Below are 15,816 nucleotides of genomic sequence, written 5' to 3'. Positions count from 1 at the left end.
TATCTAAATATTCAAAATGTTGATTTTGGTACCACAATCTAGTTTCAATAGATTTAGTAAATGGGTGGGTTTTATAAAATATAGAATAATTACTCACCAACATTAATTTAACATTCACTTTTTCGTTAATAAGTAATTGCTTTATAAGTTTTTTGTTGTCTTTTTGTATGTTAACTAAATATGTTGTTTTGATGATCTTTTGTTCATTGTTGTGCATTCATAAAACAAATTGTTTGGCATTTTTAATCGATAATCTATAGCTGAGTAGCTCGTGTTAATGACGTGTAATTGATTTTTCATGAGCATAGAGTGAATAAAAATCAGCTCAAAAAGGAATAGAGCAAATGCACTACACAACAACTAAATTAAATGGCTTGTTTTCATTGTCTGCCGTTGCAGTGGCACTGACATTGTCGATGTCAGCGCATGCGGCTCCTCTGACGGGGTTCGACGAATCTAACTTGCCGACTAAATACATCGTCAAATTTAAAGAAGATACGTCCAGTCCTTCAGCATTAGGTGGAAACTCATTCTGGGGGCCGCGCATCGCGCAAGAGTCGGTTTTAGATCAGCTCAAAGCGCGTAAAGTGGAAAAGCTAGGAAACCGCGCAATCTACAGTGTGGAGATGGAAGACTCGGAGTTGGGGCAATTACGTAACCGAAGTGATGTGGAATACGTTGAAATTGACCCTCCGCGTTATCTGTTAAGCGAGACTATCCCATGGGGCTACGAGGCGGTTAACGCTCAGCTTCTGGATGACTCAAATGCAGGTAATCGCACCGTGTGTATCATCGACTCGGGTTACGATTTGGCGCACAACGATCTGAGTGGCAACCGAGTGTCGGGTACAAACGATAGCGGTACAGGCTCTTGGAGTGTTCCGGGGAATAACAACGCTCACGGTACACACGTAGCAGGTACGATTGCTGCGATTGCTAACACGGAAGGCATCAAAGGCGTCATGCCAAACCAAAACGTGAATTTGCACATCGTAAAGGTGTTCAATGAAGCGGGTTGGGGCTACTCATCCAGCTTGGTGAAAGCGGTACAAACTTGTGCTGACAACGGTGCGAACGTGGTCAACATGAGTCTTGGTGGTAGCCAATCGAGTGTGACGGAGAAAAACGCGTTGCAAACCATTTACGACCAAGGCGTGCTGCTGATTGCCGCTGCGGGTAACGATGGTAACACTGCGCACAGCTACCCAGCATCTTACGATTCGGTAATGTCCGTTGCGGCGGTGGATGATAAGCGTGATCACGCGGCGTTCTCTCAAGCGACAGACCAAGTTGAAATCGCAGGTCCGGGTGTAGCAATTCTGTCTACGGTGACAGTTGGCGAAGGTAAGCTTTCAGACATTCGCTTGAACGGTGTTAGCCAGTTCGATCGTGGCATCGTTCCTCACAACCGCTTGATCCAATCGGGTGGCAGTTACGGTCCTGATCCAGTTGCAGGTTCTATCACTGCCACACTAGCAAGCTGTGACGTATCCGGTAGCAGCTTCAGTTGTGGCGATATGTCGGGCAAGATCTGTTTGACCGAGCGTGTGGGCAACCAATCATCTGGTAATTACCCAGAAATCGATGCAGTTCAAGCGTGTTACAACGCAGGTGCGAGTGCAGCGATTGTGTACAGTAACTCCGAGCTACCGGGCTTGCAGAATCCTTTCCTTGTCGATCAAAACAACGCGGCGCGTATTGTGTCGGTGACAGTTGATCGTGCCTTCGGTCAGGAGCTGTTGGGTTACGTTGGTCAAGACATCACGGTATCGACCACTAAGGGTGAAGACTACGAGTACTACAATGGTACGTCGATGGCGACGCCACACGTAACCGGTGTTGCGGGTTTGGTGTGGAGTTACCATCCAACCTGTACCGCAGCGCAAGTACGCAACGCGCTGATCAAGACAGCAACGGACATCGACGTAACAGGTCGTGATAACCGCACTGGTCACGGTTTGGTGAATGCCGATGCGGCGAAGCAATACCTAGATGCTGGCTGTAACGGTCCTGATGGTGGTGGTTCTGGCAACGACAACGTTCTAGAAAACGGCGTGGCGAAAACACAGCTTTCTGGCGGCAGCAAATCAAGCACAGTATTTGTGTTTGACGTCCCTGCAGACGCAACGCAAGCGACATTCAACATGAGTGGCGGCTCTGGTGATGCTGACCTTTATGTACGCTTTAATGGCATACCAAGCACCAGCACTTACGACTGTCGTTCATGGGCGAGTGGTAATGGTGAAAGCTGTAGCTTGAACGTATCTGGCGCAGGACAATATGAAGTATTGGTTTACGGCTACAGCGCGTACTCTGGTGTTTCTCTTGTCGCGACGCATAACGGTTCGGGTGATTCAACTGGTGGCGGCTCTACACCTTCTAGCTACACCAACTCGGATGCGGTAGCGATTCCTGATAACAAAGCGTCTGGCGTTGTAAGCTCATTAGATGTGGCTCGCTCTGGCGATGCAGGTTCAGTGACTATCGACTTGGATATCACTCACACCTACATTGGTGATCTTTATGTCACATTAACGTCCCCAGATGGTGGTCAAGTGGTACTGCACGACAACGCGGGTGGCAGTGCGAACGACATTAAAACCAGTTTCCAAGCGGATTTCTCTGGTTTTGAATCACAAGGCACATGGGAACTTAAAGCGGTGGACAATGCCAGAAGAGACACGGGCACCATCAACAGTTGGACTCTGACCTTTCAATAAGGAGTGACTATGAAGAAGTTGACCTTACTTTCTTTGTCTGTGGTAGGCGCTACCGCACTATTGGCAATCGGACTGAGCTCAAGCAGCTTGGCAAACAATCAAGGATTTCCTCTCGTGGATGAACGCCAAGATCAAGCCGAGCAGCAACCTGCACGTTACTTTGTTAAGTATCATGAAGGAAAAGAGAGCGAAGTGAGAGCGCTTCTTCGTCAGCACAACATTGAAGTAGTCGACGCTCTGGTGAAACAACACGTGTTGGTTGTGGTGGGTGAACAGGCGGAAGTCGAGAAGCTCGCGGAACATGATGCGGTCGAATACACCGAGCAAGAGCCGACAAGAAAGCTGCTATCTAACGGAAGTACGCTTCAATAAGCCAAACCTCCTTAAGATAGTGTTTGAAAGAAAAACGCCCCTCACGTGAGGGGCGTTTGTTTCATTTATTAGTGGAAGATGAAGACTAAGGACGTTCACCTGCCGCTAGGCGACGTTCGATATCTGCAACCACTTCTGGGAAGTCAGCAATGGTGTCGATGAGATAATGCGGCGAGCTCTTTAGCAATTTTGCACGCGCTTTTTCACGAGCAGCATTAAGCGTTGCTTCGTCCGCAGCTTGGTATTCTTCAAACGTTAGACCTGCTTCGTTACCAGACAGCAGCAAACCAACGGTCCACATACCGGCGTTGTGACCTTCATCAATGCCCGGTGCGGCGTCATCCACTTTGATACACGCATTAACGTCGGTAACATTCAGCTCAATCACGTTTTTCAGTGCCATAAATGGTGCAGGGCGACCACCTTGTGGTAGGTCATCCGTTGCTACCACGTAATCTGGTTTGTAGCCGTAATCCGCTGCCACTGGAATCAATACGTCCATCACTTCGCGAGGGTAACCAGAACAAGAACCGATCTTGATGCCTTTGTCTTTCAGAGCGTTCACAACTTCAATCGCATTAAGGATTGGGTCTGCATGGTCTGCCACTTTTGCTTTTTGCAGAGGCATAAATGCTGCGTAGATAGCGTCAATGTCTTCGCTGTTCATTGAGCGACCAAACTTCTCATTCCAACGCTTGTCAACTGCAGGAATACGACCCACGGCTTGGATGTGATCCCACTTACCAAGCCCCATTGGTTCACGCGCTTCTTCTAGGTCGATATCGAAATCAAAGCCTTGTTTGAACGCTTCCACAAAGATACTGGTTGGTGCAAAAGAGCCGAAATCGACGATAGTGCCAGCCCAGTCAAAGATCACTGCTTGAATTGGTGAGTTGCTCATGTTCAATCCTTTTTCTTGCTTGTCAGAGCGCTGCCTACACATTGGAACTGCGCTCAGGATAAATTGGTTTTTGTTGAGGTCTATCGACCCTAAAAGTAGTTAAAGTCTTTGCACACTTTGGCGATGGCTTCTTCGAAGATCGCCAACGCTTCTGTCAGTTGTTCGCGAGTGATGATCAGCGGTGGGCTGAGTTGAATCACATTGCCTTGTGATACCTTGAAGCTCACGCCATTGTTGAGGCATTGGTATAGCACAGCTTCCGCTTCGTCATACGCGCGCGCTTTGCTTTCGTAGTCAGTGACCAGTTCAATGCCCCATAACATGCCGATGCCACGTACATCACCAATCACAGGGTACTTGGCTTTCATCTCTAGCAGCTTTTCACGCATGAACTGGCTGTCGGCTTTGGCTTTATCTAGCAAGCCGTCTTGCTCAATAGCTTCCATGGTTGCCAGTGCCGCAGCACAACCGATAGGGCTTTTCTCATGAGTGTAATGACCCATGGAGATTTGCTCGGCAGTGTTGTATTTGTCTTTGGTTACCATGGCTGCGATAGGCACTAAGCCTCCGCCCAAGCCTTTACCGATGCAGAGCATATCTGGCTCGATGTCGTAGGCTTGGTAGGTAAACCATTCGCCGCTGCGACCCATGCCGTTAGGGATGTCGTCGATGATCAGCATGACATTGTGTTTGTCACAGATTTCACGGATGCGTTTCCAGTAGGCTTTACTTGGCACTTGAACATCCGTGTTGCGAACCGCTTCTGCGATAAACGCGCCCACGCCGCCTTCTTTCTCAATCACGTATTCGAGGTAATCGGCGTAATGCACGTCGCTTCTGTCTTCGGCTGGGAAAGCACCACGATAAGACACTGCTGGTGGAATGCGCTCAACACCTGCCATTAATGGGCCCATACCTTGGCGGAAACACGCTTCGCCGCCCACAGAGATGGCATCCAACGATGCGCCGTGGAAGGAATCCCACAGAGACACCACCTTGTAGTTGCCTGTGATGTGGCGCGCCAATTTAAGCGCCATGCCAACCGCAGATGTGCCACCCGGAGCAAACAGCACGCGGTTCAACTCGCCGCCACAGATTTGCGTGAGCTTTTCGGCACATTCAATCGCGGTCTCGTTGGTAAAACGACGTGGTGAAAACGGCAGTTTGGCAATTTGCTCTTGCACACGTTTAATCACATGCGGGTGACCATAGCCCAACTGGTGGACGTTATTGCCATGGAAGTCCATGTATTTTTTACCGGTAGCATCTTGAATGTAGATGCCTTCTGCTGCTTCCAAGGTATCTAAGCAAGGCGTTGACATGGCTTGATGAAGAAAGACCTCCGAATCACGCTTCAACAATGCTTGTGTGCGTTCGTCGTCCATCGATGCATTCCAAGCTTGGCGCGCTGGCGTCGTATTGACATCGCCTTCGCTTCGAAAGTGGGTGGGTTTGATATTCTGAGTCATAACGCTCTCTCAATCAGAAAGCTGCTTTACGCAACTTGCCAGTATATGGCTTTTTCAATCGCACTGATTAAGCGCTCGATATCCGCTGGGTAAACTTCGCCAATGTTGCCGATACGGAAACAATCTGCGTTCGATACCTTACCCGGATAAATCACGAAGCCTTGCTCTTTCAAACGCGTGTAGAACGCTTTGAACTGGTAATCACTGTGAGTTGGAGAGTAGAAAGAGGTGATGATTGGCGAGTGAAGCTCATCATTCAGTAGCGGTTCGAAACCCAAAGAGCGCATACCTGCAACCAGTGTTTTCTGGTTAGTTTGGTAACGGTTATGACGAGCTTCAATGCCGCCTTCTTGTTCCAGCTCTAACAATGCTTGATAGAAAGCGCGAACCGTGTGCGTTGGAGACGTAAAACGCCATTTGCCGTGGTTCACTTCCATGCAATGCCATTGGTCGTAAAGATCAAGGCTCAAAGAGCGAGCCTGACCTTGGCACTTTTCGAGCTCAGTTTGTTTCGCAATCACAAAGCCAAAACCCGGTACGCCTTGGATACATTTGTTCGCTGAGCTGATCATAAAATCGATGCCTAGCTCAGCAATATCGATAGGAATGCCACCAAAGCTCGACATGGCATCGAGAATCACTACTTTACCGTGTGCTTTTGCCGCAGAAGCAAACGCCTCAATTGGGTTGAGCATGCCAGTGGTTGTCTCGCAATGAACAATCGCCACGTGTGTGATAGCAGGATCCGATGCCAATGCAGTTTCCACCTCGTTCAAGTGTGGCTGTGATGTTTCGCCTGGGGAAACTACATGGCATGGAATATTTAGGTATTCAGCGATCTGAGCGATACGTGCACCGTACGCACCGTTGTCGACAACCAACAATTTTCCATCTTTGCCAATGGCACTGCCAATCGTTGCTTCGACTGATGCGGTGCCGCTACCTTGCATTAGTACACTGGTGTAGCCGTCTTGCTCCGTCGCCAGTTTTACAAGCTTAGTGCGGATCACTTCTACAATGTCTTTGTTGTATTCATCATCCCAAGTACACCAGTCTTTAAGCATGGCTTCACGTACCGTTTCAGAAGTAGATAGAGGACCTGGAGTCAGTAGTAGGTATTCGTTTTTCATCTCGATTTCCATCAGAATAGTCTAATTGGTCTACACCAAATTTCGAGTTCACTCTAGCGAGGAAGAAAAGGGCAGTAAATAGGCGAATCTCCAATTTCATAAAACTTTAATATCCAGAAAGTGGCGGATCAATTGAACGATTATTCATCGATAATTTTCGTAAAACTGCCATTTAATGGTCATGAATTCGTCACAAAGGCTCAGTAGGGTGTATATCGTCAACTGGTACAGACCAAATGAAAACTTAGCCAAATTAACTGGAGAAAATGATGAAAAACCGTTTGATGAAAGGATCGCTGGCTGCACTTGTCTCTCTGCTAGCTACGAATGCAATGGCAGCACAGGAAGTCACGGTTTACACCGCTTTCGAAACTGACATTCTTGCGAAATACAAGTCTGCGTTTGAGAAAGATAACCCAGATATCAAGATTAAGTGGGTTCGCGATTCCACCGGTATCATGACGGCGAAATTGCTGGCAGAAAAGAACAACCCTCAAGCGGAAGTGGTTTGGGGTCTGGCTGGCTCGTCAATGGCACTGCTTAAAGATGAAGGTCTTCTTAAGCCTTACACACCAAAAGGTTTGGAAGAGCTGCACGCGAATCTAAACGACCCTCAATCAAACCAAGCTTGGTTCGGTAACGATGCGTTCTTTAACGCAGTTTGTTTCAACGAAGCGGTAGCGAAACAACTTAACCTACCGAAACCAACGTCTTGGGAAGATCTAACGAAGCCGGTTTACAAAGGTCACATTGCAATGCCGAACCCAGCGTCTTCAGGCACTGGCTACATGCAGGTTTCTGCTTGGCTACAAAACATGGGTGAAGATCAGGCATGGAACTACATGCGTGACCTAGATAAGAACATTGCACACTACACGCACTCGGGCTCTAAGCCATGTGTTCAAGCGGGCATGGGTGAAGTGGCTATCGGTATTTCGATGGCAAGCCGCGGCGCGAAGCTGAAAAAACAAGGTGCACCACTAGCGGTTATCACACCAAAAGGCATCGGTTGGGAATCAGAAGCAGTCGGTCTAGTAAAAGAGTCTGATGCAGCGAAGCGCGTTGTCGATTGGTCAATCTCTAAAGCGGCAAACGAGCTTTACGTAGAAATGTACCCAGTGGTTGCACATAAAGAAGTGAAAGCGACCGTGTCTAACTTCCCGAACGTTCAAGAGAACATGGCGAAGATGGACTTCGCGCAAATGGGTAGCAAGCGTGCAGAGATTCTAACGGCATGGTCTGAGAAATTTGACGCGAAATCAGAGCCAAAGTCTTAATTGAATTTGCTTTGAGCTGAATGTTGAAATCCACCTCGGTTGAGGTGGATTTTTTTGTTTTCTCTGTTATTTCAGAGTTTGCTGCAAGTAGATTCCTAGTCTCACCTAGGTTCGCGATGTATGGACTCCCTCCCTCTGGAGGGAGCTAGAATTTATGGTGTCAAAGCCTAAATCTAAGGAGTCCATACATGAAAAAGTCTACTACTATCGCCATTGATTTAGCAAAGCACTCTTTCCAAGTTTGTAAGCTTCAAGGAAGCTCTGATGAGTTTAATAAAGCATTTACTCGCGAAAAATTAAAAGCTTGGTTAATACAACAACCTCCAACGACCGTGGTTATGGAGGCATGCTCTACTGCCCATTATTGGGGACGGTTCTGCTGCAACCATGGGCATTCGGTTTGCCTCATTGCCCCAAAATATGTCACGGCATATCGAACGGGACAAAAAACAGATAAGAATGATGCAACAGCGATTGCTGTTGCATCTCAGCAAGCTAACGCCCGTTTTGTCGCTTTAAAATCTATTGATGAACAGGCACTACAATCGATCGATAGAATAAGACAGCACTTAACCGATTCGATGACAGCGACAAGTAACATGGTTCGCTCCTTGCTTTCAGAGTTTGGCTTCAATATCCCCAAAGGACATAGCGCCTTTAAAAGGCACATTATTGAAATTCTGGAAGATGGTCAGAACTCACTTCCTGATATCTTAAGAGAGCACATAGCAAACGCATTTCATTTGCATGAGACCTTAGCAAAAAAGAGGGCAGATTTAGAAACGAGCTTAACCCAACACCTCAAGCACCATGATGCATGTAGAAAACTTGAAGCTCTAGAGGGCGTTGGTCCAGTCAATGCTTTAGGGCTTTATCTTTCGTTAGGAGCCAATGGCGGTAACTTCAAAAATGGTCGAGAGGCTTCGGCTTGTATTGGACTTACTCCAAAACAGCATAGTACTGGAGGAAGAGTTACCCTTTTGGGTATCAGAAAAAAAGTTGGACAGAAGAAGTTACGTTCAAGCTTGATACAGGGAGCGCTTGCTGTTGCGAAGGTTGTAGATAAACGAGAGCCAAGGAATGTTAAAGAGACTTGGCTCAAGTCACTGATTCAGCGTGCAGGGTTAATGAAAGCCGCGGTTGCTTTAGCAAATAAGACCACAAGAACAGCTTGGGCATTGCTTCATTATGGCAGTGAGTATCAAGTGCCTCTAACTTACGAGTAGTAAGTCAAAGACGTTATTTACATCTTGATATAGCGAAGAACAGGTAAGACCGACCTTGAAGAGCCAGATCATTCTTTTGGATTATTTCCGCGCTCGCGAAATGGCATCAAGGTGCGAATACATCTAGGGTCGAGTTAGCTACTCATTAAAACCCGAATATACGCATGCATCTAATCTATTCTCGCTAAACAAGTTGTAATAACTCGGGAGTCCATATATGGAATGACGGACTTAAGAAAGTTGGGAGCTTCTATCCACACTCACCACGTCATTCTCGAGAACGACGAAGGAGCGAGTCGGGAATCTCAGGTTCACACGCAAATTATGCTTGTAGTCCAAAAGCAGCAACCCCACCTAACCTCCCCTTGGCTTTAACTTCTGGGGACTACAACAGTCATGCTGGTAAAGGGGAGGGACTAACTGTACTTGTTGTTCGTGATAGTGAAAGCATCATAGTCTGTATAAAGGGGGGCACTAAGCTAACCACGAAAAAGAAAACTCTCCCCCTTGGTAACTACACTCAAATGCTTGGCAAAGCATGCCGAGAAAAGGGGGAGTTGGAGGGGGTTGCAAGCACCTAACTCAACGTTAAACAACCAACCCCACCTAACCTCCCCTTGGCTTTAACTTCGGGGGACTACAACAATCATGCTGGTAAAGGGGAGGGACTAACTGTACTTGTTGCTCGTGATAGGGAAAGCATCAAAGTCTGTATAACGGGGGGCACTAAGCTCACCACGAAAAAGAAAACCCTCCCCCTTGATAACTACACTCAAATGCTTGGCAAATCATGCCGAGAAAAGGGGGAGTTGGAGGGGGTTGGAATCGCACCTAACTCAACGTTAAACCATCAACCCCATCTAACCTCCCCTTGGCTTTACCTGCGGGGGACTACAATAGTCATGCTGGTAAAGGGGAGGGACTGGCTCTGCATTCGCGAAAAATTCAATTCAAAATGCAACATCACTACGCGCTTCAAGTAGATTCTGAATACTCGCCTAGACCCCTTCAGAATGACGTCGGAAAGCTCTGAGCTCACTGTAGCAAAGAACAGCCCTCCTCCTTAATAACAACATTCAAATGCTTGGCACACCATGCTGAGAAAAGGGGGAGTTGGAGGGGGGGGAAACACCTAACCTAACGTTAAACAACCAACCCCACCTAACCTCCCCTTGGCTTTAACTTCGCGGGACTACAACAGTCATGCTGGTAAAGGGGAGGGATTGGTTCTGCATTCGCGGATAATTTAATTCACAATGAAATATCACTATGCACTTCAAGTAGATTATGAATACTCACCTAGGCTCTTTCAGAATGACGTTGGGAAAGCACGGAGCTCACCGTAGCAAAGAACAGCTCTCCCCCTTGATAACCACATTCAAATGCTTGGCAAAGCATGTCGAGAGAAGGGGGAGTTGGAGGGGGTTGCAAGCGCAGAAACAAACTTCACCTCCCTTCATCTATTTGTCATCTTCTGGCTATAAATTTGTCATTGGAACGTAACACTCCAAAACTAAAGTTGGTATATACCATTTGGAGCGTGTGTTATGTCAACTAACCAACATTACCTAAATATCGAAAATGTAGTGAAGCAATTCGGACAGTTCACTGCATTAAAGAAAATCTCGCTAGCGATTGAAAAGGGCGAGTTCGTTTGTTTTCTTGGTCCTTCTGGCTGCGGTAAAACCACTCTGCTACGTGCCATTGCAGGTTTAGACTTGCCAACGTCTGGTGCAATCTTTCAAAACGGTCAAGAGACCACATTCCTACCACCAGAGAAGCGCGATTTCGGTATCGTATTCCAATCTTACGCGCTGTTTCCGAACCTAACTGTGCAAGAGAATATTGCGGTGGGTTTGAAGAACCAAGGAATGTCGACCAAAGAAGCGTTAGAGAAGGTGGATTACTGGTTAGAAACCATTGGTCTTCCAACCTCTGGCGAGAAATTTCCTAACCAACTTTCTGGTGGTCAGCAGCAGCGTGTTGCTTTGGCTCGTGCATTGGCGCTATCTCCGGGTCTACTGTTACTTGATGAGCCGCTGTCAGCGCTGGATGCAAAAGTACGTGTTCACTTACGTGACGAGATTTGTAATCTGCAACGCAAGCTTGGCATTACCACCATCATGGTTACGCACGATCAGGATGAAGCGTTGTCGATGGCGGATCGTATCGTGGTAATGAACCATGGCGTGATTGAGCAAGTCGGCACACCTCAGGAGATCTACCAACAACCAGCTACGCGCTTTGTTGCTGAGTTTGTCGGCAGCATGAACTTTATTGAAACCTCAGTCGCAACCGACTCCCAAGTGCGCATTGCTGAAACCCTGATGCCAGCGCCCAACTTGACTAATCGTAAGATCCAACGTGGTGACCGCTTCGACCTTGCAGTGCGTCCTGAAAGCATCAAGTTTGTTGAAAACTACACCAACTCTTTACCAGTGCGAGTTACGGCTACCGAGTTTTTGGGGGCGTTTTTCCGCATTGATTGCGTATTGCAAAACGACAGCTCAACGAAAACCATCGTCGTGGATGTGCCTGTGGAAACGGTTCAAAAACTCAATATCAAGGCGGGCGATGTACGTTACATCCAGTTTGCTGAAGAAAGGCTGCATGGTTACGCCGTGCCCTCGGTTGATAAAGCGCTAGCGGCGTAGGTGTAAACATGGATGCGAAGACAATGACGATGAATAGCCTGACCACACAAGACAAAGCAAAATCCTTACTCGGACGTGTCAGCCGCGATAACCTAGTGTTGTTCGGTTTGCTCGCTGGTTTGTCGACTATGATGGTGCTGTTCATCTTAATGCCGCTTTGGGCAATGTTGACCAAGAGTGTGCAAAATACCAATGGCGAATTTGTCGGATTGGCAAACTTTGCGACATACTTTTCCTCTTCAAGCTTGTGGGTATCGGTAGGCAACACCTTCACTTTGGGCGTGATAGTGACCTCGGTAGTGGGTGTGCTTGCATTTGGCTATGCCTACGCGCTGACTCGTTCATGTATGCCATTTAAAGGTTTGTTTCAAATCCTAGGAACTGCACCAATCCTTGCGCCTTCGTTGTTGCCGGCGATCAGTTTGATCTTCCTTTTCGGTAATCAAGGCATTGCCAAAGAGATGTTGTTAGGAAACTCGGTTTACGGCGTGATTGGTATCTCGATGGGTTTGATTTTCTGGACCTTCCCTCATGCTTTGATGATTTTGACCACTTCGCTGCGCACTTCAGATGCCCGCTTGTATGAAGCAGCCCGCGCACTCAAAACCTCACCCATCAAAACCTTCTTTATGGTGACGTTACCTGCGGCGAAATACGGTTTGATCAGTACGCTTATTGTCGTCTTTACTTTGGTTATCACGGACTTTGGTGTGCCGAAAGTGATTGGTGGCAGCTACAACGTTCTGGCGACTGACATCTTCAAGCAAGTTGTGGGACAGCAAAACTTTGCCATGGGTGCGGTGACCAGCATTATGTTGCTATTTCCTGCGGTAATGGCATTCGGCGCAGACCGCTGGGTTCAGAAAAAGCAAAAAAGCTTATTTGACACTCGCTCGGTGCCTTATCAGCCAGAACCTAACAAAGCGCGCGACAGCATCTGTTTGGTTTACTGCAGCATCATTTCTATTGCAGTGCTGGCTGTGCTTGGCATGGCGGTGTATGGCTCGTTAGTGACGTTCTGGCCTTGGAACAAAGCGCTGACACTAAACAACTACAACTTTGCTGAAATGAGCACTTACGGTTGGAGCCCATTCTTCAACTCGCTAACGCTGGCAGGCTGGACGGCAGTGATCGGTACAGCCATTATCTTTGTCGGTGCTTACTGCATTGAGAAAGGGCGTGCGTTTGGTCCAGTTCGTCAAGTGATGCAAATGCTCAGCGTGGTACCAATGGCGGTTCCGGGTATGGTGCTTGGCTTGGGTTACATCTTTTACTTCAACGATGCCAACAATCCTCTGAGTGTGCTTTATGGCACCATGGCATTCTTGGTGATTAACACGGTAGTGCATTACTACACGGTGGGTCACATGACAGCCCTGACAGCGCTAAAGCAGTTACCATCGGAGATTGAGGCCACGGCGGCATCGGTGAAGCTTCCTCAATACAAGTTGTTCTTTAAAGTGACATTACCTGTGTGTTTACCTGCGATTTTGGACATTGCGACTTACTTGTTTGTTAATGCATTGACCACCACTTCTGCGGTAGTATTCCTTTACTCAACCGATACTATTCCGGCTTCGGTCTCGATTCTGAATATGGACGATGCAGGTCAAACTGGCGCTGCAGCGGCAATGGCTGTGATGATCATGATGGCTGCCGCAATTGCGAAGATTGTTCAGATGACTTTGGGTAAATTGTTAGAGAATCGCACACAAGCTTGGCGCAAAAGATAAGGACACTTCGTGCAATACGTAAAAATTAAAGATTCGATTGTTGAACAGATTGAAGCGGGCATGCTATCGCCGCGTCAAAAACTGCCAGCAGAGCGTAAGTTGGCGGAGTCGTTCGATACTACACGCGTCACTCTGCGTGAAGCTTTATCACTGCTAGAAGCGGAAGGTCGAATCTATCGCGAAGATCGCCGAGGTTGGTTTATCTCACCTGAGCCATTGCGTTACGACCCTACCCAAACGCTAAACTTCCCGAACATGGCGAAAGCGCAAAATCGTGTGCCAAAAACGGAGTTGGTCGCAGCAAAAGGGACGTTGGCAAACAAACAAGCGGCGCGCTTGCTGGACTTGCAACCTTTCTCGGATGTGTATCGAGTCGACCGTGTGCGATACCTTGAAGACAGACCTGTGGTATTCGTAACAAACTACATTCGTCCAGAGCTGTTTCCGAACCTGCTGGATTACGATTTATCAAATTCACTGACGGACATTTACCGCGATCATTATGGCGTGACGTATCAAAAGATTCGCTACCGCATTTCAACCAGCACTTTGTTGGGTGAAATGGCTCAGGCACTGCGTGCGACAGCTGGTACGCCAGCGATGGTAGTGGAGCGTATCAACTACAACCAGCACGGTGAGTTGATTGATTGCGATATCGAGTATTGGCGACACGATGCCATCAGCATTGAATCTCTGGCGGAACTCAATCGTTAAGTGGATTTTCTCATTATCTAAGGCTCCATCTCGGGGCCTTTATTTTATTCAGACAGGAACATTGAAATGGATTTGTTGGCGATTGGTCTCGTCGTTTTCTCTGCTGTTCTTCATGCGGGCTGGAATATCCTTGGCAAAAGCAACTCTGGGTCAGGGCTCGCGTTTACCATGGCCGCCAGCTTTTCTGCCTGTGCCATTCTTACCCCTTATTTGATTTGGTATTTGGCAACCATTGGCTGGACATCATTACCGAGTGAATTTTGGGGATTGCTGTTCATTAGCGGCATTTCACAAATGATCTATCTGGTCGGTTTGATTGTCGCTTATAAGCACGCTGACGTAGGTGTGGTTTATCCGATTGCACGGGCACTGCCAGTGATGATGGTCGGCGCAATCAGTGTGGCATTGGGACATGAATTATCTAGTCAGCAGTGGCTTGGATTCTTGCTGATTACCCTTGGTTGTATGCTGGTACCACTGACGAATTTTCGTCAAATGACATTGGGCTCTTATTTGAACGTTGGTGTGTTCTGGGCATTGATTGCCGCAATAGGCACAACGGGTTACTCCGTGGTCGACAAAGAAGCGCTGAGTTTACTCACTGGGCAAGCGTCAGAGATCTTTAATGATCAGTACAGTGCAATCTTCTACTTAGGTGTGCAATTTTGGGCGATAGGTATTCCTGTTCTTGTGTGGTGCTTAGTTACGGGTAAGCCAGATGAGATTAAGACTGCGTGGCAGATCCGCAAAACCGCCAGCATGGCAGGGGTAATGATGGCATCCACCTACGGTTTGGTGTTGTTTGCGATGACCATGACAGAAAACGTCAGCTTGGTCGTGGCACTAAGGCAAATCAGCATTGTGTTTGGATTGTTTATGGGGATTTGGTTTCTTTCAGAGAAATGGTATCTCACCCGAGGGCTTGGGATTACTTCGATCGTGGCGGGGATCATTCTCGCGCTGACGAACTGACCCATATTGATGAAAGAAAAGGGCAACGACTCAGGCAACCGCTGCCTTTTTCTTTTTTTAGTTTTTGGGGGAAGGGGTAGGTATAGCGGACGTCAGAAACGCAACTGTGCTCCGAACATCACGCCACCAGAATCAAAATCGCTGTTTTTCGAGTACACATACTCAGCATTCAATCCAAAATACTTGTAGCTCCAACCTAAGCCAGCGGCTGCTTCACCGCCTAGGCTCGATTTCTCAATATCACGGCTTTGATCGTTAACTGAATAGGTGTACGCCAGCGTGTAATAAGTCACGCCTGCTTTTCCGTATATCTCGAATCCAGCACCAAGCGGGTAACTGGCGTAACCACTCAAACGAGGTCCAGAGAAACTCGTATCAGTGACTTCCGAAATCGGACTCACGAGTATCGAGCCGATACCATCAAACGCCCCTTTATAGCCTGCTTCGATACCAAAGTTATGCGTTGGCATGTAGCGGTAATAAATTTCACCTAAGAACATGTCTCCAGACTCTTCGCTGGTAGGCGCGTCGTAGTTCACACCGCCATAGCCAATGTTTGTACCGATTATGTGTTCGCTGGTGGTTGCGTTGGTAGACAAAGAAAGCGTCGACAACACCAAAGTAGTAATGAATGAATAACGCATGGGA

12 protein-coding genes are annotated in these 15,816 nt (G+C 47.6%); 8 read left to right on the top strand and 4 right to left on the bottom strand.

All coding sequences use genetic code 11. The features are described from left to right. Nucleotides 1–344: 344 nt before the first annotated feature. Together BSZ04_RS03010 and BSZ04_RS03005 are read left to right on the top strand one after the other, a co-directional pair. Nucleotides 345–2,720, top strand: coding sequence for a S8 family serine peptidase (locus BSZ04_RS03010; RefSeq protein WP_088879492.1), 2,376 nt, complete (start codon nt 345–347; stop codon nt 2,718–2,720). Nucleotides 2,721–2,729: 9 nt separating this feature from the next. Continuing rightward, nucleotides 2,730–3,092, top strand: a complete 363-nt coding sequence (locus tag BSZ04_RS03005; RefSeq protein WP_088879491.1) for an ATPase — start codon at nt 2,730–2,732, stop codon at nt 3,090–3,092. Between the two features lie 85 nt (nt 3,093–3,177). Here BSZ04_RS03005 and phnX read toward each other — a convergent pair whose 3' ends face one another. From phnX to phnW, 3 genes are all read right to left on the bottom strand, one after another. Further along, complete coding sequence (phnX, locus tag BSZ04_RS03000; protein ID WP_088879490.1) at nt 3,178–3,993, bottom strand: phosphonoacetaldehyde hydrolase; 816 nt, start codon at nt 3,991–3,993, stop codon at nt 3,178–3,180. A gap of 89 nt (nt 3,994–4,082) precedes the next feature. After that, complete coding sequence (locus BSZ04_RS02995; protein ID WP_088879489.1) at nt 4,083–5,462, bottom strand: aspartate aminotransferase family protein; 1,380 nt, start codon at nt 5,460–5,462, stop codon at nt 4,083–4,085. A gap of 26 nt (nt 5,463–5,488) precedes the next feature. Continuing rightward, nucleotides 5,489–6,592 carry a 2-aminoethylphosphonate--pyruvate transaminase gene (phnW, locus tag BSZ04_RS02990; RefSeq protein ID WP_088879488.1) on the bottom strand — a complete coding sequence of 368 codons (1,104 nt, stop codon included), beginning with the start codon at nt 6,590–6,592 and terminating at the stop codon, nt 5,489–5,491. Nucleotides 6,593–6,858: 266 nt separating this feature from the next. On the opposite strand from phnW, the gene BSZ04_RS02985 reads away from it, so the two are divergent. The 6 genes from BSZ04_RS02985 to BSZ04_RS02960 all read left to right on the top strand — a co-directional run bounded on the left by BSZ04_RS02985 (nt 6,859) and on the right by BSZ04_RS02960 (nt 15,168). Further along, nucleotides 6,859–7,869, top strand: a complete 1,011-nt coding sequence (locus BSZ04_RS02985; RefSeq protein WP_088879487.1) for a putative 2-aminoethylphosphonate ABC transporter substrate-binding protein — start codon at nt 6,859–6,861, stop codon at nt 7,867–7,869. A gap of 188 nt (nt 7,870–8,057) precedes the next feature. Then, nucleotides 8,058–9,095, top strand: coding sequence for an IS110 family RNA-guided transposase (locus tag BSZ04_RS02980; protein ID WP_088879486.1), 1,038 nt, complete (start codon nt 8,058–8,060; stop codon nt 9,093–9,095). 1,547 nt (nt 9,096–10,642) lie between these two features. Then, a complete protein-coding gene (locus BSZ04_RS02975) occupies nt 10,643–11,749 on the top strand; it encodes a putative 2-aminoethylphosphonate ABC transporter ATP-binding protein (protein ID WP_088879485.1) in 1,107 nt (368 codons plus the stop codon). Nucleotides 11,750–11,757: 8 nt separating this feature from the next. After that, a complete protein-coding gene (locus tag BSZ04_RS02970; RefSeq protein ID WP_088879484.1) occupies nt 11,758–13,482 on the top strand; it encodes a putative 2-aminoethylphosphonate ABC transporter permease subunit in 1,725 nt (574 codons plus the stop codon). 9 nt (nt 13,483–13,491) lie between these two features. Then, on the top strand, nt 13,492–14,196 hold the full coding sequence (gene phnR / locus BSZ04_RS02965) for a phosphonate utilization transcriptional regulator PhnR (RefSeq protein WP_005442366.1): 705 nt from the start codon (nt 13,492–13,494) through the stop codon (nt 14,194–14,196). Between the two features lie 66 nt (nt 14,197–14,262). Next, nucleotides 14,263–15,168: an EamA family transporter gene (locus tag BSZ04_RS02960; protein WP_088879483.1), complete on the top strand. Its 906-nt coding sequence runs from the start codon at nt 14,263–14,265 to the stop codon at nt 15,166–15,168. Between the two features lie 92 nt (nt 15,169–15,260). On the opposite strand, the gene BSZ04_RS02955 is transcribed toward BSZ04_RS02960, so the two are convergent. Further along, nucleotides 15,261–15,812 carry an outer membrane beta-barrel protein gene (locus BSZ04_RS02955; RefSeq protein WP_088879482.1) on the bottom strand — a complete coding sequence of 184 codons (552 nt, stop codon included), beginning with the start codon at nt 15,810–15,812 and terminating at the stop codon, nt 15,261–15,263. Nucleotides 15,813–15,816 lie beyond the last annotated feature (4 nt).

Origin of the sequence: Vibrio rotiferianus (assembly GCF_002214395.1) — a bacterium.
GTDB lineage: Bacteria > Pseudomonadota > Gammaproteobacteria > Enterobacterales > Vibrionaceae > Vibrio > Vibrio rotiferianus.
The sequence above is the reverse complement of the archived record's forward strand: the minus strand, read 5'-3'. Positions and strand labels throughout refer to the sequence as shown.